Raw genomic sequence first — 19,793 nt, forward strand, 5'->3', positions numbered from 1 at the left:
GGTCGGTGCTGGTTTCGAGCGATGCATCAATCGCATCAGGCAGTGGCGTGGCCTGGCCATGCAGCCGACAAGCTCGCCATCGCCTACCAGGCCGCACCGCACCTCGCTGCGATTCTCATGGGGGCTCGGCCCTGACCGAGGGCCAGAGCCCAGTACAGCGGCCGACCGCCAAGGCCAGTCCGTTTGACGCCGCGAGGTGAGACGTTTCGCACTATGCCGCCGACGCCGACACAGGTTGTCGATCCAGCCTGCATGACCCTGCCCACCGCACTTCCAAGAGACAGGCTCCATCTGCCTCGGCGGTTGCACCGGCGCGGACGCCGACGACGGTCGTCGCCGTGAGGGAGAGGACTGGCACATGCAGGCCCTGAGGCACCTGTTGACCCGGATGCTCGGCCAGCTCACCACTGTCTCCGTGCGCGCGCTCCATACGATGAAGCGGTCGTGTTCCCCCTCCTGTCGCAGCAGTGCGATCGCTGAGCCATCGGCATCGGCCCATGGCAGGCTGTCCTTTCTGGGCGCGGAGGGGGAGCTATGGCAGAAGTCGGTGGATGGATTTGGGAGCGCAACCTGCGGTCGTTCCTGGAGTTGCTGTCGCAGTACGTGGGTTACGGGTTCGATGCCACCGACTGGGAGACGGTGGCATTGGCGGTCGAAGCGACCGACGACGAGCGGCCCGACGGCTGGTACTCGTATTCCTTGGTTGGCGAGCATCGACAGGTCGAGGTGGGGCTTGCCCGCGCGGTCGGCGGTGATGAGCTCATGGTGGCCGTGCGGGGAACTCTGACGCCCGAACTGGAAGTCCGGGCGGACACCCTGCTGGCCGCCTTTGCAGCTGGATGACCAAGATCGGCTTGACCCGTCAATCGCATGAGGTGTCTTTCCGCGTGTAACCAAGAGAACCGCTCGGGCGGGTGGGAAACGCGCTACGGACAGCGGTAGTTGGCCGCACATTTCGGCCCGCGCGCTAGGGTGATCAAGGAGCCGTGAGGACTCCGGTCCGCGTTCGTCCATCCGCACCGGCCACACACCACGCACGGGAAAAGACCATGCTCAAGCACGCGACACGCACACTCGCCGCACTTTCGATGACGGCTGCCGCCCTCGGCGCCGGGGCCACTCCGGCCGGCGCGCAGTCCTCGCCCACGGGCTTCATCTGTTACCAGGCACACGTGCAAAACATCGGTTGGATGGACTGGAAGTGCGACGGTGAATGGGCGGGCACCCGAGGTCAGGCACTGAACATCGAAGCGGTCCGTATCCACGTCAACGCCCCGAGCGACGTCTTCAAGGTCTGCGCCAAGGCTCACCGGTCCAACTACGGTTGGGACGACCACTACGAGTGCGCCAGCAACAACCACGAGATCCAGATCGGCACCACCGGAACCACCGGGCTGTACAACCCGATGGAAGCCATGCGGGTCTACTTCGACACGACCACGAACAGCCCGGACGGCAATGCCTACGTCAGGAACGTCGGCTGGCTGCCGGGACCCAGTTTCTTCGTGAACAACTGGCTGGTCATGGAGATCGGCACCACGGGTCGTGGCCTGCCGATGGAGACGTTCTGGATCAAGGCGGGTAAGTGATCCGAGTCGGCTGGGCGGCGCAGAAACCGTTGTCATCGGCCACCGGCGCCAACAATCGGGCCGGCGCCGAAGCCGAGGCGGGCTGATCTCTCCGCTGCCTGACGCGACGGCCCGCGGCCCCAAGGGCTGCGGGCCGTCCCCATGCACTGATGCCATCCCGGTCCAACTGCCGCTCATGACCTGGGACGTCAACGTCGACTCCACCGTCTGCCGGGCTCACCAGCACGCCGCCGGGGCGGCGAAAAGGGGATCTCCCGAAGGAGCCGCCCGGCGGGATCGCGGTCGAGCCTGCCGACTACGGCCTGGGACGCTCCCGCGGCGGGCTGACCAGCAAAATCCACCTCGCGGTCGAGCCGGGGGAAGAAGCCTTTGTCCGTGGTGATCACGGCCGGGCAGCGGGGCGATTCACCGCAGTTCGGGCCGGTTATGGAAGCGATCCGGGTTCCCCGGCTCGGGCTTGGCAGGCCGCGTAAGCGTCCGGACCGGGTGCGGGCCGACAAGGCACACGACTCCCGCGATAACCGCTCCTAACTGCGCAGACGCGGAATCAAGGCCACCATCCCGGTGCCTGCAGACCGGGTCCGCAACCGGGGGAAACGCGGCTCGCGCGGTGGGCGACCGCCGAAGTTCGACAAGGACGGCTACAGGCAGCGGCACGCGGTCGAGTGCGGGATCAACCGGCTCAAGCGCCACCGGGCCGTCGCCACCAGGTACGACGAACTCGCCGTCCGCTACGAAGCGACAGTGCTGGTCGCAGCCATCAACGAATGGCTGTGACCAGCACTTTCGGACGACCCTATTCGGCCTGTGGCCACTGCCAGCCGAGCTGGAAGAACAGGCCGAGACGGTCGCTTACCGCCCGAATCTCGGTGATCTTCCCCGCAGCCACGGTGAAGATCCAGATGGCCTCATTCTCGAAGCTCCGGCCGGTCGGCTCAGGCATGCGTGGATGGGCACCACCGTGGACGCCGCGCTGGGTGACCCGCGCGACCACCCGGTCTCCCTCGCCAATCAGTTCATCCACCCGGATGGTAAGTGGGTCGAACGCGGCCAGTTGCTGACGCAGACCTTCGAATGCGGCTCCCGGCTCGTCGACCTCACCATGGATGATCTTGTTGTGGTCCACGACATCATGCGCCATGAACTGGGGCAGGTCTCCCAGCCGACGGTCACTCACCGCCTCGAAGAAGCCCACAATCACTCTCTTGTAGTCGTCCACCACGGTGGTCGCCCCCCTCTGATCGTTTGACGGTCAGAGCGAGACTACTCGCATGCCGCAAGGCTCCGTTCCCACCCCGATCAAGCAGTTGTGACCAGCACTTTCGCAACAGGCCCCAGCTCTGCGGAGCGACCACCCGAACAGGCCGCGGTTCGTGGAAAGTTCCGTCCCCGAGCATGATGAGGAGGACATCGGCCCGGCGCCTGGCGAGGCGGAGCAGGGCCTGGGTGTCGTGCTTTCCCTGGGCGACCTTCTTGCCGACGGGGGCGTGGGTTGTTGGCGGTGGATCAGGGTGCGGGGTCCGTGTCGTCGCTAATGCGCGGATGGCGGAGGCTGCGGGGGTGACGGTGCGGGCGGTCCGGACGTGGATGGCGGAGGCACGTGTGGGCGGGGTGGAGCCCGTGGTGCGGCCGACGCCCACATGCACGCCAGTGGCTCCGTCGAGCGAGGACGTCGAACTGGAGGGCGAGGACCTCGAGGGCGGATGCGCCGGCCTCCTGCCGTTGACCATTCCCGCGGACCTAACCCGCGCCCTAGACTGCGACGGTTTTGAGGACCTGACGTTCTTCGAGAGGGCGTGCGAGATGAAACGAGCACTGATCAGCGCATTCGCGGCCGTGGCGTTAGTCGTGTCCGGGGGGAGTGTCGCCACCGCTTCCGACGGAGCTCCGCCGCGGACCACTCACGGCCCTTGCCAGTACACACAGACCCCGGACGAGCCGCCGGCGCGCTCTGTTCCGCTGCCGCCCGATCCGCGGCGCACCCCCAGTCGTGGCACGGTCGACATGGCCGTTGCGACCAGTCAGGGCACGCTCCCGCTGCACTTGGACCGGGCGAAGGCGCCGTGCACGGTCCAGAGTTTCCTGCACCTGGCACGGCACGGGTTCTACGACCGTACGGTCTGCCACCGCCTGACGGCGTACCCGACGCTCAAGGTCCTGCAGTGCGGCGACCCGACCGGTACCGGTGAGGGCGGACCCGGCTACAAGTACAAGGACGAGCTGCCGGTCGACCTGCCACCGGCACCGACCGATCCGACCGGCACGCGCCGTCTCTATGGACGAGGCCTGCTGGCCATGGCCAACGCAGGTCCCGACACGAACGGCTCACAGTTCTTCGTCGTCTACGGCGACTCCGCACTGCGACCGAACTACACGGTGTTCGGCACGGTCGACGCCGACGGCCTCACGACACTCGACAAGGTTGCCGCCGGAGGCATCAAGCCGACCACGGAGGAGCCGGCGCCGATCGACGGCACACCTGTGCTGCGGACCGAGCTGCTCCGCGTCCGGCCGTCCTGCCGGGATTGACTGATGGGCGTCACAGACTCTGCATCGGCCGGCGCCAAGGACGCGCAGCCACCTCCGGGGCGCTGAGCGGCGGCGACGAACGGGCGGCGTGCCGCCGGTCCGGTGCAGGTGTCTGTCGTTTCACGGTTGTCGTCATCTGCTGGCGCCTGATTCGGCAGGGCCCACTGGCCGTATCCGCCAGGCGCCGCCTACCGGACCGGGAGAGGCTGTCGTTGCCCGGCTCGGAGCGGCGGTGGAGGAGGCCAACCCCGAGTGGTCCTCACCCCGCCGTTCGAGCCGGGCTCGCCCAGGCAGCCGAGCACGCCCCCGGCTCCGGCGTCCTGGCGAGTGGCCTCGCGGCGGAGCAGGAACTCGACGGCCACCGGACGAGCCGTCGCCCGCGGCCGCACAGCCACCGCGCTCGCCGCCCGCTGCGCTCTCTCGGTTCCGTGACAGTGGGGTGAGGGACAGTGAGGTGCTGTGTGTTGGCGCAGGGGCAGAGTCTGGTACCGGAGTCGGGGCTCACCGTCATGGATGTGAGAGAGCGCAGACGGGAACGCGGCGTATTGGCCTAGACCTATTGTGCGGCCTGGTTCGTGACGGTACGTTCAGGTCCGGCTGCGCAGCCTGCACGTACCGCACCACATCGCATCGTCAGGCACTCTGCCGGGCATCCCCGGCATTTTCAGGAGGACATGACATGTACCGCCGCACAGCAGCCGCACTCGCCACCGCCGTCACCGCCGGAGCCCTCGCGCTCGGCGCCGCGGGCGTCGCCGAGGCTGCCCCCGGCCCCGGCTTCTACGCCCGCAGCAACCACGCCTCGTACACCGAATGCGTGGCCGCGGGCCGGGCCGGCTACAACATCTGGGGCCCCATCTTCTTCTGCGAGCCCTTCAGCCCTAGCCGCCCGGACATCATCACTCTCTGGGTCCGCTACTGACCCACCCGGTCGCCCCGGGCCGACACGGGGCCGGCCGTACGGCAGTTACGAAGCGCCACGCCTCTGGCAAGGGGCTCGGCAAGACCGGATTTCTTACGGGATCGGCAAGTCTTGACCAGCGGTATGCCGATCAAGCTCCAATGGTCCGGCGCTAGGGTTCGCCGACACGGGACGGACCGTCTCCTTCGGCGAGGTCTGGGGGACTCCCACAGGTCCAGCCCCAGGAGGAGGTAACCGGAAGTACCGCTGCAGACCTCACCCATCAGCGGGTTGTCCTCGTACGCGGTGCTCACAACAGCGAGGCGGCGGGCGGCCGTTGTCCCTGATCGGCAACCACCCCAAGCTGGATCCCAGGCGCCCCTTGGCGGCAGCCGCGGACGCGAGGGGGTGTGCGTCGCACTTCCCCCGGTCGCCGCCCCGCTCACGCAAGACCGGGGAGGGCGACGCGAGGTGTCCGCGGCGGTACCAGCCTGGGGTGTGGTGTGGACGCGTGCGCGGCCCGCGCCGGCGAGGCCGGCGACAGGCCGCTTGGCACCGCGATCGCGGCCCCTTCCCTGAGGGGGAGGCGCGCGGGAGCTGGAAGAGGAAGAGCTTTCCGACTGCCTGCGGGCGGAGTTGACGCCGAGACTTGCCCCCAGGGATCTCCACCCGGCGGTGCCCATCCCGGGCCGGCGGTCGGGCGACCGTGGTCGATGCCAGCGGGGTTCGTGGCTCGCTACCTGTCGACGGCGTCGGTTGCGTGCTGCCAGCTGTCCAGGTCTGCGATGCGTGCCTCCAGGGCGGGGCGCATGGCCGTCGCGCTGGAGGCCCCGAGGGCCAGGCGCAGCGGGGGGTTGGGGCTGTCGACCGCGGTCCGGATGCCTTCGGCGATGCGCGCCGCGGCGGAGAACGCGGACGGCGGCAGCTCTCCTATGCCCTTCTGGACCTCGCGGACGGTCCGGTCGTAGTCGACCAGACCGGCTGCGACATCGAGGTTGGCGAGGAAGGGGGTCGCGGTCATCCCGGGCTGGATGATGGTGACCTTGATGCCGAGCGGCGCGACCTCGGCCGCGAGCGCGTCCGACAGCCCCTCGACCGCGTACTTGGTGGCAGCCAGCAGGCCCACGCCGGGATGGGCGTACTGCCCATAGACCGACGAGCCCTGGAGGATGTGCCCGGAGCTCTGGGCGCGGAGCACCGGAAGCGTCGCGCGGAGCACGTTGAGGACGCCGAAGACATTGGTGTCGAACACGGCGCGAGCCTGCGCGTCGGAGGCCTCCTCGACGGCTCCGAACAGCCCGTATCCCGCGTTGTTGGCCACCACGTCGATACGGCCGAAGCGCGCGAGCGTGCCCTCCACCGCATCCCGGACGGCTTGCTCGTCACGTACGTCTGCCCGGAGGAGGAGCAGGCGCTCACCGTGCGCCTGCGCCAGTTCGTCCAGAGGGGAGGTGTCGCGGGCGACGGCCGCGACGGTGTCGCCGTTCTGAAGTGCCTGGAGCGTCAGCTCGCGGCCGATGCCGGACGTCGCGCCGGTGATCAGCCAAGTTCGGAGGTGGGCCTGGTGGTTTGCTGTCGTGTTCATGTTGCGACCGTAAGCCGTTAGCTCGCAACAGGTCAAGCGAGGGTGACTGGATGGTTGCTTACTAGCTGAGTTAGAGCCCCCTATGCTGATGTAGTGTTGGAGGATGATCGCTACTCCGGCCGGATCACCCAAAGCCGGCCCGCGCACCGTCACGCCAACAGTGGAGACGGTTCTCGGGTTCGTGAACACGCGCGCGGACGGATCGGGTCGCCGAGAGCTGTTCGGGGACGGGGAGTCGTTCGCGGCATGGCTGGCGGAGCGTGAGGAGTTCAATGGCGAAACCGTGGCGACCGACGCTGACGCCGCGGTCGCGCGCGAGCTGCGCGATGCCCTGGTGACCGTGCTCCTCGCGCACTCGGGCGACGAGGAAAGCCTGGGTGAGCCGCTGCTGCGTGCCGAGCGGCACCTGCGGCGCGTGGGTTCGCTCTACCCGCTGGCGACGGTCGTCACGGCCGGCGGTGTGGAGTTGGCCTCGCCGCAGACGGGGGTGCCGCGCGTGTTCGGAACCGTACTGGCCGCGGTGACGACGTTTGCCCAGAGCAGCGACTGGGGGCGCATCAAGGCGTGCCGGAACCCCCCGTGCCATTTCGGCTTCTTCGACCGCACCCGCAACGGGGGAGGGCTGTACTGCAGTACCGGCTGCGGCTCTCAGGTGTCCATGCGCAAGCACCGCCGGCGGCAGCGCGACGGCGGTGGTACGCCGTCGTCCGAGGCGTGAGACCCACCCTCCCGGGAGGGAGGGTGGGCGCCCCGGCAGTGGCCAGGGTCGGAACCCCGCCCCAGGTCGCAGGATGTGGCCGTTGTGCGACGCCGGGTTCACCACCGCCTTCGGTGCGCACGGGATCGCCGCCACCCTCGGCAGTCACTCCGAGGGGGGGCGGGCGCTTCCGTCAGCGGGCTCCGGCACCCTCCGGATCCGGGGTGGGCGGCGGGTTGTGGCAGGTCACGTCTTTTCCGGGCAGTCGTCCCGTCGACAGGTACGCGTTGACGGGTGTGTTGGCGCAGGCTGTGGGGTTGGAGAGGTACACACCGTGCCCCTCACCCCCCAGCGCCAGCACCATGCGTGACCCCTTGAGTGCCTGGTGCAGCCCCTGGCCGGTTTCGAGCGGGGTCATCGGATCCCACTCGTTCTGCACGGTCAGGACATCGGCCCGGGTCTTCATGGGTGTGGCGGGCTCGAGCGGCCGCTGCCAGAAGGCGCACGGTTTGATGTTCGACGCGAAGTCCCCGTACAGCGGGTGCTTCACCTTGTCCCGCGCCGCGTCCCGCGCGTACTGCTCCGGATCGCGGGGCCAACTGTCCGTGTCCCCGCACACCACGGCCCAGTACACGGCGGTGGCGTTGCCGGCGGGAGTGGCGTCCGGAGCGTCCGACGCCCCTCCCGCGTCGACGCCCGGGCCGGCGGCTCGGACGCCGCCGAGCGGTGACTGCGCGCCGGCCCCCTTCCTGTCGACGCCCTTCCCGCTCGCGCCCGGACCGGTGCCGCCCGGAGCGGTGCCGCCACCCGGCGGCTGGGGCGCCTTGTCGGCCGATGCCTTGATGGACCTGACGACGACCGAGGCAGCGTGGGGATCGAAGAAGAGCGACGGGTCGGCCCTGATGTCGTCACCCGTCATCTTCTCCCCGTAGTGGATGATCGGGTCCCGGTCGGCCCGCGCCACCAGCGCCCAGAAGGTGGCGGAGACCGCCTCGGGCGTGGTGCCGAGCCCATAGTCGTCCGAGCGCTCCGCCGCCCACCGCGTCCAGCGCTCGAAGGCGGGCTCGGCTCCGGTTCCCCACGCCTGGATCATGCCGCGCCAGACGCGCCCCGGGTCCACGCCGCTGTCCAGGACGAACCGGTCGGTGCGCTCCGGGAACATCTGGGAGTACACCGCGCCGAGGTACGTCCCGTACGAGTAGCCCAGGTACGAGACCGTCCGCTCACCCAGTGCGGCGCGGATGACATCCATGTCGCGCGCCGTGTTGCGGGTGGTGATGTACGGAATCACATCGCCCGACTTCTCACGGCACTTGTCGGCGATTCCGCGCGCCCAGGACACGTCCGAGGCGAAGGTCTCTGGCCGATACGCCCCGCCGACGCCCACCTCCGCTTCGCTCAGATCACCACAGCCGATCGGGCTGCTCTCGCCGACGCCGCGCGGGTCGAAGCCGATAAGGTCGTAGCGGTCGCGGACGTCCTTGGGCATCTCGGCATTCGCCCGCATCGGCCGGTAGAGACCCGAGGTCCCGGGGCCGCCCGGGTTGAGGAGGAGCACGCCACGCCGCTTGGCGGGATTCTCGCTCTTCATCCGGGATATCGCGAGGTCCAGGGTGCGCCCATCGGGGCGTCGGTAGTCGAGCGGCACCTTGAGGGTGGCGCACTCGTACGCCTCCGGCCGATCGGGGCTGCAGCGGTGCCAGGCCGGCGTCTGTCGCTGGTACGCGGGGGTCGGGGCGGCGGAGGCCGATGGCGCCGCCAGTCCGGGAAGGGCAGTGGCCAGGAGTCCGGAGGTGGCGAGCAGCCGTGCGAGACGTTTCAAGTGCGTGGCCCCGTTCGATCGTCGGGTGAAATCGCTTGCGCATCCACTGTGTTGGGCGAGCGGATCAGACCGGATCATCCGCAAGAATGATCTTGTGTCCGCCGCGCGTACCACCTGAAATCCGGACACCTGGCCGAGATCATTCCTTCCCTCTTGTGGTGAAGAGTGGTGCTCTGAGCACCGGAAGCGAGGCCTCCGCCGTGTGTGACCTCTGTGGGTACTCACTGCTGTCCCGCATGCGAGGACGGGCGAGGAGTGCGGGGTTCCCGCGACGTCCTGGACGCCGTACTGGTGCGGCGGAAGGGACGGCCTGGCTGCGCACGGCCGGGGAGCCGACCGCTTCCGCAGCCCTGCCGGCTCCGGTGGGAGGCCGTCGAGGACGAGGCCGAGGCCGAAGTCGAGGGCGGGCTTGACGTCTCCGTCGTCCTCCACGGCGCCCGGGGCCATCAGGGACGCGAGGGTCGGGAACCGGTCGGGCTGGACGACGCGGGCGAAGAACTCCCCGTACTCGGAGCCGGAAAGGACGATCTCGGTGGCGATCCGAGCCAGGTCGCGGACGGAGCTGGAGATGAACATGGTGGTGGCGACCAGGCCCTCGGCGGCGAGGCCGGAGTTCTTCACGTGGAGGAAGCGCTCGAATGGGAATCTCGTCCCCGACGATGTCGAAGACCCTGCGTACGACAGACTCCGGTCTTGTGATCACGGGGGAGTGCTGACTCTTTGGGTCGGGACCAAGGTGGATGACAAGGGTGGCTGCAAATCGGTCGACCTCCGCCCCGAAGCACCCCTTGATGAGCGTTGAGGTGCGCGTGACCAGGTCGACCATGTAGTCGTCCGGGTCCGGCAGGCCGCGGCAGCCGAGGAGGCTGCCCGCCTGCGCGAGCGGCCGGCCGCTTCGTACCCCGGACCGGCCGCCGTTGCAGAGGTTCCCCGGGCCGCGCGGCGCGGAGGGCTTCGTCCGGGCCGGGTGGGCCGAGGCGGTCCGCTCGACGGGCGCCGTTCGTCGCGTCGCCCGTCCGCACCACGCCCCCTCGGCCGCGCCCGCCTCAGTCGATCGTGAGCACCGGAGTGTCGCTGCCGAGGAGGGTCCGGAGGGCGGGGATGTCCCGCCAGGTGAGGCCCAGGGTGCGGGCGGCGTACCGGAGGGTGACGTGCTCGGCCCCGTCGGCGGCCTGGCGCAGGGTCTTCACCGCGGAGTCCCGGTCGAGGGAGGCGAGGCCCCCGGCGGGCGGTTCCTGCGGCGGCGCCGCCCGGGGGACGCGCTCGCTCTCCAGCCCGGGGATGCCGGTGACGCGCTGCGAGATGTCGGCCGCCTCCTGGAGGGTGTCCGGGAGTTCGGCGACGAGGGCCCGTGCGACGGGGTTGTGCCCGAGGGCCTCGGCGAGCGTCAGGTGGTGCAGGCCCGCGGAGGCCGCGGTCAGGCGGAGGGTGCCGCCGACGGTCCGGACGGTGCCGCGGATGCCGTGGAGGGCGGCGGCCCACAGTGCGGAGGCCTCGGAGGGGTGCCAGGCCAGGGCCCGGGCGGCCGCCGCGGCAGCGTCCCGGCCGGGGACGAGGGAGGAGCCCCCGTCGAGGCGGTCGAGGAGGGTGCCCTCCCCGATCTCCCCGTCGAGCCCGGGACCCGCCACGTGCACGGTGGTGGGGACGCCGGACAGGTGGCAGGCGGCGAGGGTGAGGGCGTCCCCGAACGGGCTGCGCAGGGTGGGCTCGTCACCGTGGGTCAGGATGTCGCCGCCGATGTCGACGACGCGGATCCGCCCGCCCGCGGCGGCGGCCGCGGAGGCGAGCCGCCCGGCGAGGGCAGCGAGCCCCCGGGCCGGGTCGAGCAGCAACAGCCGGGCCGGCAGGTCGGCGGCGAGGGTGGGCATGGTGGACCCGGCCGGTGGCCTGGCCCGCGTCGTGGCCGTGAACGCCGGGAGCCCGCCGACACCGTCGGCCAGTGCGTCGAAGTCCGCCGCGCCCAGGGGGCTCGCGGTCGGGTCCACCTCCGGGCGCTCCCACGCGTAGGTGGCGATCAGCGGCGGGTCCGGGTCGACGGAGACGGCCCGGGCGGCGATGAGCGTGCCGACCGGATCCCCGCCGCCGCCCGCCGCGACGTACAGGTCGGTCATGAAGCAGTCTCGCGGACGCGCAGGTCGACGCCGGTGATGCGTACCGGGGTCGCCCCCATGTTCTTCTGGGCGCGCTTGTTCGCCGCGTGCAGGTTCTCGTAGTACTCGCGGTCGAGGTCCTTGACGGCACCGGAGTAGAACATCCAGGACAGCACGTCGCGGTACTTGAACCCCTTGGGGGTCAGCTGCACGCGGCGGCCGAGGCGGTGGACGAGCCCGTTCGACTCGGCCGCGTCGAGGATGGGCTCGAACTCGGCGGCGTGCTCCTGGTAGCCGAAGCGGTCCAGCTCGGAGAGGTCGAGGTCGAAGGTGTCGAGGACGAGCCGCTTGCGGACGATCTCCTCGCCGGTCAGCTCGAAGCCGGTGACCGGGCCGAGGTCGTGGTCCTTCGCCCGCTTGATGTAGTCGGCGACTTCGGCCGTCGAGGGCTTCACGCTGCCGCACATGTAGTCGAGCACGCTGGTGTAGGAGCGGGCGCCGACGCCGAGGCCGAGCAAGGGGACGCCGTGGAAGGTGAGCACCTTCTGCGCGTAGCCGCCGCGGCCGGGCTTCTTGTAGCGGACCGAGCCCTCCTGGACGTAGCCGTGGTCGAGGAAGACCTGGCGGGCGTAGTCGTAGCGCTCGTACAGCTCCGGCTGCCACATGTACTGGTAGGCGCCGGTCTTGGAGAACCAGGCGTCCGGCCGCACGGTGAGGAAGTAGGTGCTGATGGTGGTGGGCTGGAGCGCAGCCAGCTCGTCCACGCTCTGCCGCCAGGTCTCGGGGGTCTGTCCCGCGAAACCCATGATCAGGTCGGTTGAGAGGTCTGGCAGGCCCAGCTCGTGCGCGGTGTGGACGGCGCGCCGGATGACGTCCTCGTCCTCGCCGCCGCGGCCGGCCTCCCGGATCTCGCGCGGCACGAGGGACTGGATGCCGACGTTCGCACGGGTCAGGCCCATGTCGATGAGGGCCTTGAACTCGTGGGGCGCGTCGGCGATCGACGACGGGGTCGCCTCCACGGCGACCTCCTCGGCCGTGGAGAGCCAGTTGGGGTAGATCTCGCCGATGGTGCTGAAGATCTGCTCGAAGTGACGCGGCTTGAGCAGGGCGGGGGTGCCGCCGCCTATGTAGATGGTGCGCAGCCGCCGGGCCTGGATGATCTCCGCGTGATCGCGGATCTGCGTACAGAGCGCGTCGGTGTAGGCGTCGTAGACGTCCTCGTCCGTACTGATGATCGTGTAGAGGTTGCAGAATCCGCATTTGCGGTCGCAGAACGGCACGTGCAGGTACAGGTTCAGCTCGGGGACCTGGTAGTTGGCGAGATCCCTCTCCCACACGTCGGGGATGCTCCACTTGCCCTCGGTGAGCGGGCGGTAGGTGGAGCGCGGCGGGTAGGAGTACTGGTAGGGCGGGATGACGCCCTGGTCGATGTGGTCGGCGAGCTGCTGGTGCAAACTGCTGGTCACGGCTTCTGTCTCCCGGAACGGGTAGCGGGCGCGGATTGCCTAGCGTGTCGATCCGATCACGGGGCGCGTGTCCGATTCCATCGGGTGGGTGAACCAAATACCCAGTGCCTACTGGCCAGTTCGTTGGCAATTGCTCCAAAAGGCCATGCTGTGAGGCGAGTTGTTTTCGTCTGTCAGGCCCATAGCCGTCACACCCGCCCCACGGCTTTGCTGGGGGCATGATGATCGGGGAGGGCCCGCACGGGCCGGGAGTGCTGGTGATCGAGCCGATGGGGAACGCGGGACGGTTCCTCGTCGAAGCGGCCGGCCGGCTGGGGGTGCGGCTGTACGCGGCCACCCACGAGGACGTCCACGACGGCTACCCGCAGTGGCTGCGGGCCGCCCTCGCCGGGGTGTGCGCGACGGACCTGACGGACACCCCGCGGGCCCTGGAGGACATGGAGGCCTTCTGCCGACGGCATGCCGTCACCGGGATCGCGCCCGCCTGGGAGCTGTTCACCCCGCTCGCCGCCCTCCTCGCCGAACGCCTCGGCCTGCCCGGAAACGACCCCCGGCTCGCCCACGCGCCCAGGAACAAGATCCTGATGGGGGAGGCGTTCGCCGCCGCCGGAATCCCCGCCCCCCGCTGGGCGGTCGCGCACGACGCCGCCGAAGCCCGGCAGGCGGCGGAGGCGCTCGGATGGCCGTTGGTGGTGAAGCCCGCCGAGCAGGGCGGCTCGTGGGGCGTGTCCGTGGTCGACGGCCCCGACGGGCTCGCCGAAGCGGTCGCCGCCGCCCGGCGGTTCACGCACGCCGGGCCGCACGGCCTGGAACTGGACACCCGCGTCCTGCTCCAGGAGTACATCCCGGGAAGGGAGTACTCCTGCGACACGGTGGTCGTGGGCGGGGTGGCCCACCCGCTGCCGGTCGTCGGGAAGGACACCACGGAGGGCCGCTACCGCATCGAGACCGGGCACACCTGCCCCTCCGGCCTGCCCGCACCGCTGGTCAGGGAGGTCCAGGACATCGCGGCCCGGGCGGCGCTCGCCGTCGGCGTCCGCGACGGCATCGCCCACACGGAGGTGAAGATCCCCCCGGGCACGGGGAGCCCGTACGTCATCGAGACCGGTGCCCGGCTGCCGGGGGACAACCTGTGCGAGGTCGTCGAGGCCGCGACGGGCGTGAACGAAGCAGTGGCCCAGCTCCAGGCCGTGCTCGGCCTGGCCCCCGACACCGCCCCGACCCGTACGGACGCGGCGTCGATCCGGTTCCTGCTGCCCGAACACGGCGGGGTGCTGCGGCGGGTGGAGATCCCCGACCTGCCCGGCACCCACAGCGAGTTGCACCTGAGGCCCGGGGACACCGTGCCGGAGCCGTCCGATTCGGCCTGCCGGATCGGACACGTGGTGGCCCGCGCGGAAACCGCGGACCGGGCACGCGCGCTGGCCGGCCGGGCGGCCGCCCGGTCCCTGGTGGAAGTGGGCTGACAGGTGCGGAAGATCGCCTTCCTGCGGTCGGTGCGGATCCAGCGCGCCGACCCCTACATCCAGCGGGCCGTGCGCGCCCTCGCGGCCGACGGCATCGAATCCGGACTGTTCCACACCAGCGGCACCGCCGGTGACGAGGACTTCCCCGGACACCGGCAACGCCTCGACCGGGGGGTGACCCCGCGGGAACTCGCGGACGCCGTCGCCGGCTGGGGGGCGGACGCCGCGGTGTCGATCTCCCTGCCCTGCGAGAACGCGCTCCGCGACGCCACGGCCAAGGCCTTCCTGGAGGAGGCCGGCATCCCGACGGTGATGAGCCCCCTGACGGCCACGATGCTGCTGGTGGACAAGTGGGAGACCAAGCAGCTCTGCCGGCGGGCCGGACTCGACGTACCCGACGGCTTCCGCATCGATTCCGACCTGCTCACCGGACGCGGACTCGCGGTACCCGGCTACCGCGACGCCCTGGGCGTCCAGGCCGGGCGCATCGGCTACCCGCTCATGTCGAAGCCCGTATGGGAGTCGACCAGCGTGGGAATCCGCACCCTGCACTCGCCCGCCGACCTCGACGCCCACCTCGACCGCGACGCCCACCTCGACCACGGCCCGCGCCAGGCGCCGGCCGTGGTCTCGACGGTGGTGGAGCAGGTCGTCGAAGGCGACCTGTGCAGCGTGGACATCGTGGGCCGCCCCGGCTCGTACCAGGTCCTCCCCCTGTGCTGGACCGGACGCGCCGGGGCGGAACCGGTCTTCACCTTCGCCGACCTGCGCTGGTGCGGCCCCCACGAGGAGGCGGACGCCGCGTTCACGGGCGTGGCCCGCACCCTCGTACGGCTCTGCGAGTCCCTCGGGGTCCAGGGCTCCGTCAACGTCGACATGATCTACACCGGCGGCCGGTTCGTGGTCCTGGAGATCAACCCGCGCATCGGCGGCGCCACCACCCTCTCGTGCGCCGCCTCCGACACCAACACGTTCACCTCCCTCGCCCGCATGGCCCTCGGCCTTCCCCCTGCCGGGGGACCGGCCCGGCGGACCGGCTGGGCGATCGAGTTCCTCGCCCGGGATGGCCTCCCACCCGCCGTACGGACGGAACTGGCGCGGCGCGTCCGGCTGGTCACCGCCCACGACCTGCTCATCGACGGCGTCTCGCAGGGAGACATCGTCGTGATCACCCTCCCCGAAGGCGAGGAGGACCGTACGGTCAAGGCCCTGACGGAGCTGCACGAGGCCACCGGCTTCCCCGCGACCGAGGTCATGGGGAAGATCGGCGCCCTGCTGAGCCCGAACCCGTGAGCGCGGCCCCGGACACCCGCCGCCGTCCGAGCACCGCGGACCGCCTCGGACTGCCCGCGCTGCGCGGGCACGGCCTCTTCATCACCGGCAACCTGATCGACTCCGTCGGCAACGGCATGCTCCTGCCCCTCGGGCTCCTCTACTTCACCGACGTCCAGAACGTCCCCCTGGCGCAGGTCGGGGCGGCCATGACGGTCGGACAGGCCTTGGCCCTGCCGGTCACGTTCCTCGCCGGACGCCTCATGGACCGCATCGGCCCCAAACGCGTCGTGGTGTGGGCCAACGTCCTCTCCGCCGTCGGATTCGCGCTCTTCCTGCTCGCCCGCGAGACCTGGCACATCGCCGGCGTGTACGTGCTCGTCCAGGCCGGCATCAACATGTACTTCACCGCGCAACGCACCCTGATCACGCACGTCACCCCGGCCGCCGAACGCCGCTCCTGGTTCGCGTTCACCGGCTCGCTGCGCAACATCGGGCTCGCCGTCGGATCGGCCGCGGCGGCCGGAGCCCTGACGCTGTTCGGTGACGGCTCGCTGCGCTGGCTGATCGCGGTCGACGCCGCGACCTACCTGTTGGCCGCCGCCTGCCTCGCCGCCCTCGCCACCAGCCCGCCGCAGCCCGACGACGCACCACCCGACGACCACGTGACCAGCGCGGACCACACCCGCCGCTACCTCCTCCTCGTCGCCGTGAACATCCCCTACGTCCTCGCCCAAGCCGTCCTGTCCGTCCTCGTCGCCGTGTACACCACCCGTGTCCTGGCCCTCCCGGCCTCGGCGGCGAGCCTGTTGTTCGTCGTCAACACCGTCATCGTCTCCGCCTGCTCGACCGCCATCACCGCACACCTGGCGCCCAAGGTGCCCCGCCGCGCCGTTTCCGGCGGATACCTGATCATGACCGGGGGCATGGCGGCGTTCGCGCTGCCCGCGCTCACCGGGGCCGCCGCCACCGCCTGGACGGCCCTCATCGTGGCGATCGTCCTGTTCAGCGTGGCGGAGATCCTGCTCGGCCCGGCGCTGAGCGAGCTGTCGGTGACCCTCACCCCCCAGGCGGCCGGAGGCTTCACCCAGGGCCTCTACCAGTTCTCCTGGGCGCTCGGCATGGTCGCCGCCCCGGCCCTGTTCACCCTGCTCCTGGAGGCCGGTTCCGTCCTCCCGTGGGTCGTCGAGGCCGCCGTCTGCCTGATCGCCGTATGCGCCGCCCCGGCCCTCAAGGCCCCCAACCGCCACCGCGACCGCTGAAGGACCCCCCGTTGATCACGAGCTTCATCGATTCCCTCGACGAGATCCCCGCCGCGGAGTGGGAACACCTCGCCCGCCCGGCCGGGCTCTACCTCTCCCACCGGTGGCTCGCCGGAGAGGCCCAAGACCCCACCGCCACCAGCGCGTACGCACTCGTACGGGACCTCGACGGCACCCTCCTCGCCGCCACACCGCTCCACCTGGTGCGGGAGGAACCGAACGACAGCTACCAGCCCGAGACCGTCCTGCCCCCGCACCTGCGGCCCCGGGTGGTCGCCGGTGCTCGCCGCGGCTACCACAACACCCCCCTGACCGCCCCCGGCCTCGACCCCGCTCGCCGCAGCGCCTGCCTCACCCTCCTCCGGGACACCGCACGGCAGTTCGCCGGCCACCACGGCACCACGCACTGGTGGCCCTACCTCACGGCGGAAGCCACCGAGCTGCTCGCCCCGCTCTACCCCGCCCCGCCCCGGCACCTGGAGGACGACGCCCTCATCCCGCTCTCCGGCACCTCCTTCGACGACTACCTCGCCTCCCTGCCCTCGCGGCGCCGCGTCGGCGTCCGCCGCGAACGCCGCGCGTTCGCCGAGGCCGCGCTCGACGTACGCCGCCACGCGCTCGCGGACTGCTTCGAGGAGGCCGGGGCCCTCCTCGCCGGACACCAGCAGGGCCACGGCCACGACCGCGACGGCACCGACGCGATGACCGCCCTGCTGAAGCGCCAGGCCACCACCATGGGCGACGGGGCGCGCGTGGTCGCCGCCCACGACGGCGACCGCATGATCGGCTTCTGCCTGTACTACCACTACGCCGCCACCACCTGGATCCGCGCGGTCGCCCTCGACCGCGACCACCCGGCGCCCCACCTCTACTTCAACCTCATGTACTACCTCCCCATCGAGGACGCCTACGCCCACGGCACGACCGCCCTGCACGCGGGCATGACCACGATCGAGGCCAAGCGCCGCCGCGGCGCAGCGGTCTCCCCGCTGCACGCCCTGGTGGACCGCTGACGATCGAGAGGGCGGCGGCCCGGCAGGAACGGAGGTCCCGGACCCAGCTCTCACCACGCACCCGACCGGTGGGCAATGAGAACTCCAGGGCGACGTTCCGGGTGTTCGGCTCGTGGCCCCGATGTGGTCCGTGAACAGCGCGCAGCCGTCCATCGCGCCCGCTGCGGCCCGAGTCGCCCGCGCGGATGCCGGCCTACTGGTCATCGATCAGCCACACGCCGAGCGGGCCCGCAGGGTCCTCGTCCCGGTCCGTCCCTCGTCCGCGGCATCTTTTTGCGCGCGCCGGCGGCGTGCTGATGAGCCCGGTCCCGAGCCCTGGGCGGTTCGTCCTTCGAGCGGTAGCGCGCCGCCGTAAATCCCGGCAGGTCGTGCTAGGTGGCCGGCCGGGCCTCGGCTTCTGCCGCTGCCACGATCTCGCGAGCGAAGGCGACCGCGTCTTTGTGGTTGACGCCGAAGCTGTCAGTTCTGTTGCGGATGTCGATCGTGAGATTGCTGATCCGGACGCGGACTTCGACGAGCGAATAGCTCGACGTGACGTCCGCCTGGTCTCCGAGCGCGAGGTCTTGCGGGGGCAGATCGCCGCTCCATCCGTGAGCGAAGTAGGCGGGTTCCTTCAGGAGGTCCGTGGCTGCCTTGACGCTGCCGTGCATCGTGAGGTTCACGTGCAGAGTGGAGTTGGAGCTGTCTTCGAACTCGCACTGGTTCACCGCCACGGTGTCGACGGGAGCCCCGCTCGGCTTTGCCTTGTACACCAGTTTGCCGATGTTGTCCGTGCTCACCAGGCCGGACTGGCAGAGCTTGGGCACCGCCGTGAACCTGTTGGGCGCAGGGGCCGACGCCGAGGCCGAGACCGGGGACGTTCCGTGCGACGCGGCGGAGCCACCTCCCCCCGTCAGCTGCATGCCGATGGCCACTCCTCCGGCTACGAGCACCGCGGCTGCCGTGGAGGCCACCAGCCACGTCAGTCCACGTGGGCGGAGCCGGTGAGCGGGGACGTCGCCGGCTTCGGGCGTGGCCGGCGGGACATCCTGGTTCCACGAGAAGCGCGGGGCCGGCATGGTCGGCGTTTCCGGACTCGGTGGAAGAAGTGCCATCGTCTCGAGGTCCGGGTCGCCGGTGACGACCGCTTGCAGGTACGCCTTGGCGGCCGCCGCGTCCCAGCGCGCGCCGACGTCGCGGACCAGCAGCCCCGCGATGGCGGGCGCGAGCGCACCGGCCCGGCGCATCGGCTCGGGGTCACGGGACGCGACCGCGGCGATCAGGGCGACAACATCGTCGGCGTTGTAGGCCGATCGGCCCTCGACCGTGAAGTACAACGTTGCGCCGAGCGACCACAGATCCGCTTTCGGCCCCGCCCCAGACCCTGACAACCGCTCCGGGGCCATGTAACCCACCGTGCCCACGACCATCCCGGTCGCGGTCAGGGGCTGCGTGGCACCCATGACGGAAGCGATGCCGAAGTCGGTCAGCACCGCTTTGCCCTCAGCGTCCAGAAGCACGTTCTGCGGCTTCACGTCCCGGTGCAGGATCCCTTCGCTGTGGGCGGCTTCCAGCGCCGCGAGGATCTCCAGCCCGATCTCGGCCGTTCGCTGCGGACTCAGTGCCCCCGACGTCTCTACCTCCTGCGCCAGAGACCGCCCGGACACCAGGCGCATGACGATCCACGGCCGACCGTCGTCCTCGATCACGTCGTACACCGGGACGATCCCCGGATGGTCCAGGCGGGCAGCGGTCCGCGCCTCGACCATCACCCGTGCCCTCTGCCGGTCACGCTCAGACGCGCTCAACCCCTCGGCGAACCGTAGCTCTTTCACGGCAACGGCACGCTTCAGCTTCTGGTCATAGCCACGCCACACGGTCCCCATTCCGCCCGACGCGATCGGCTCACGGTCAAGGACGTAACGGCCCCGGTCTAACTCCCCCTGCTTGGACATGGGCACGCACAATAGCCGACCCAGTACCGCTACAGGGCAGCTCGTCCTGCCGTACGGTCCGGGGCTGTGTCGCTCGGTGGCCATGAGCGGCAGAGTGAAGGTCGGGCTGTGCGACCGGCTGGCGGTGGGGTGGATTCCCAACGGCGTTGGAGAAACGTGGTGGGAAA

16 protein-coding genes are annotated in these 19,793 nt (G+C 70.5%); 10 read left to right on the top strand and 6 right to left on the bottom strand.

Annotated features, from left to right (window positions below; genetic code table 11):
* The first annotated feature begins 534 nt into the window (after positions 1-534).
* The 3 genes from ACFYYJ_RS08415 (at position 535) to ACFYYJ_RS08425 (ending at position 2,366) form a co-directional block, all read left to right on the top strand.
* Positions 535-843, top strand: a complete 309-nt coding sequence (locus ACFYYJ_RS08415) for a hypothetical protein (protein WP_389129922.1) — start codon at positions 535-537, stop codon at positions 841-843.
* A 206-nt stretch (positions 844-1,049) separates the two neighbouring features.
* Entirely contained in the window at positions 1,050-1,589 is a 540-nt protein-coding gene (locus ACFYYJ_RS08420) for a hypothetical protein (RefSeq protein WP_389129925.1), read from the top strand.
* Positions 1,590-2,153: 564 nt separating this feature from the next.
* Complete coding sequence (locus ACFYYJ_RS08425) at positions 2,154-2,366, top strand: hypothetical protein (RefSeq protein ID WP_389129928.1); 213 nt, start codon at positions 2,154-2,156, stop codon at positions 2,364-2,366.
* A 19-nt stretch (positions 2,367-2,385) separates the two neighbouring features.
* Here the strand turns inward: ACFYYJ_RS08425 and ACFYYJ_RS08430 are convergent, their stop codons facing one another.
* On the bottom strand, positions 2,386-2,808 hold the full coding sequence (locus tag ACFYYJ_RS08430; RefSeq protein ID WP_389129931.1) for an ester cyclase: 423 nt from the start codon (positions 2,806-2,808) through the stop codon (positions 2,386-2,388).
* Between the two features lie 785 nt (positions 2,809-3,593).
* Between ACFYYJ_RS08430 and ACFYYJ_RS08435 the strand changes: the two genes are divergently transcribed.
* Entirely contained in the window at positions 3,594-4,118 is a 525-nt protein-coding gene (locus tag ACFYYJ_RS08435; protein WP_385362873.1) for a peptidylprolyl isomerase, read from the top strand.
* A 679-nt stretch (positions 4,119-4,797) separates the two neighbouring features.
* Positions 4,798-5,040: a hypothetical protein gene (locus tag ACFYYJ_RS08440; RefSeq protein WP_385362869.1), complete on the top strand. Its 243-nt coding sequence runs from the start codon at positions 4,798-4,800 to the stop codon at positions 5,038-5,040.
* A gap of 715 nt (positions 5,041-5,755) precedes the next feature.
* Here ACFYYJ_RS08440 and ACFYYJ_RS08445 read toward each other — a convergent pair.
* Positions 5,756-6,604 (bottom strand): SDR family NAD(P)-dependent oxidoreductase, encoded by an 849-nt coding sequence (locus ACFYYJ_RS08445; RefSeq protein ID WP_389129936.1) that lies wholly within the window; start codon positions 6,602-6,604, stop codon positions 5,756-5,758.
* Between the two features lie 103 nt (positions 6,605-6,707).
* On the opposite strand from ACFYYJ_RS08445, the gene ACFYYJ_RS08450 reads away from it, so the two are divergent.
* Entirely contained in the window at positions 6,708-7,322 is a 615-nt protein-coding gene (locus tag ACFYYJ_RS08450) for a CGNR zinc finger domain-containing protein (RefSeq protein WP_385362865.1), read from the top strand.
* A 172-nt stretch (positions 7,323-7,494) separates the two neighbouring features.
* Here ACFYYJ_RS08450 and ACFYYJ_RS08455 read toward each other — a convergent pair whose 3' ends face one another.
* From ACFYYJ_RS08455 to ACFYYJ_RS08465, 3 genes are all read right to left on the bottom strand, one after another.
* Positions 7,495-9,123: an alpha/beta hydrolase gene (locus tag ACFYYJ_RS08455; protein ID WP_389129940.1), complete on the bottom strand. Its 1,629-nt coding sequence runs from the start codon at positions 9,121-9,123 to the stop codon at positions 7,495-7,497.
* Between the two features lie 1,046 nt (positions 9,124-10,169).
* Positions 10,170-11,234, bottom strand: a complete 1,065-nt coding sequence (locus tag ACFYYJ_RS08460) for a DUF1152 domain-containing protein (RefSeq protein ID WP_389129943.1) — start codon at positions 11,232-11,234, stop codon at positions 10,170-10,172.
* Entirely contained in the window at positions 11,231-12,679 is a 1,449-nt protein-coding gene (locus tag ACFYYJ_RS08465) for a coproporphyrinogen-III oxidase family protein (protein ID WP_389129946.1), read from the bottom strand. Before ACFYYJ_RS08465 ends, ACFYYJ_RS08460 begins: the two co-directional genes overlap by 4 nt.
* A 218-nt stretch (positions 12,680-12,897) precedes the next feature.
* On the opposite strand from ACFYYJ_RS08465, the gene ACFYYJ_RS08470 reads away from it, so the two are divergent.
* Genes ACFYYJ_RS08470 through ACFYYJ_RS08485 form a run of 4 tightly spaced genes read left to right on the top strand, consistent with a single transcriptional unit; the run spans position 12,898 to position 17,692 of the window.
* Positions 12,898-14,145 carry an ATP-grasp domain-containing protein gene (locus tag ACFYYJ_RS08470; RefSeq protein ID WP_389129949.1) on the top strand — a complete coding sequence of 416 codons (1,248 nt, stop codon included), beginning with the start codon at positions 12,898-12,900 and terminating at the stop codon, positions 14,143-14,145.
* 3 nt (positions 14,146-14,148) lie between these two features.
* Complete coding sequence (locus ACFYYJ_RS08475) at positions 14,149-15,438, top strand: ATP-grasp domain-containing protein (RefSeq protein WP_389129952.1); 1,290 nt, start codon at positions 14,149-14,151, stop codon at positions 15,436-15,438.
* Entirely contained in the window at positions 15,435-16,679 is a 1,245-nt protein-coding gene (locus tag ACFYYJ_RS08480; RefSeq protein ID WP_389129955.1) for an MFS transporter, read from the top strand. Before ACFYYJ_RS08475 ends, ACFYYJ_RS08480 begins: the two co-directional genes overlap by 4 nt.
* An 11-nt stretch (positions 16,680-16,690) precedes the next feature.
* A complete protein-coding gene (locus ACFYYJ_RS08485; protein ID WP_389129958.1) occupies positions 16,691-17,692 on the top strand; it encodes a GNAT family N-acetyltransferase in 1,002 nt (333 codons plus the stop codon).
* 371 nt (positions 17,693-18,063) lie between these two features.
* On the opposite strand, the gene ACFYYJ_RS08490 is transcribed toward ACFYYJ_RS08485, so the two are convergent.
* Positions 18,064-19,626 (bottom strand): serine/threonine-protein kinase, encoded by a 1,563-nt coding sequence (locus ACFYYJ_RS08490; RefSeq protein ID WP_389129961.1) that lies wholly within the window; start codon positions 19,624-19,626, stop codon positions 18,064-18,066.
* Positions 19,627-19,793: the final 167 nt, after the last annotated feature.

Source organism: Streptomyces sp. NPDC002467, assembly GCF_042889825.1.
In the GTDB taxonomy this organism is placed as follows: domain Bacteria; phylum Actinomycetota; class Actinomycetes; order Streptomycetales; family Streptomycetaceae; genus Streptomyces.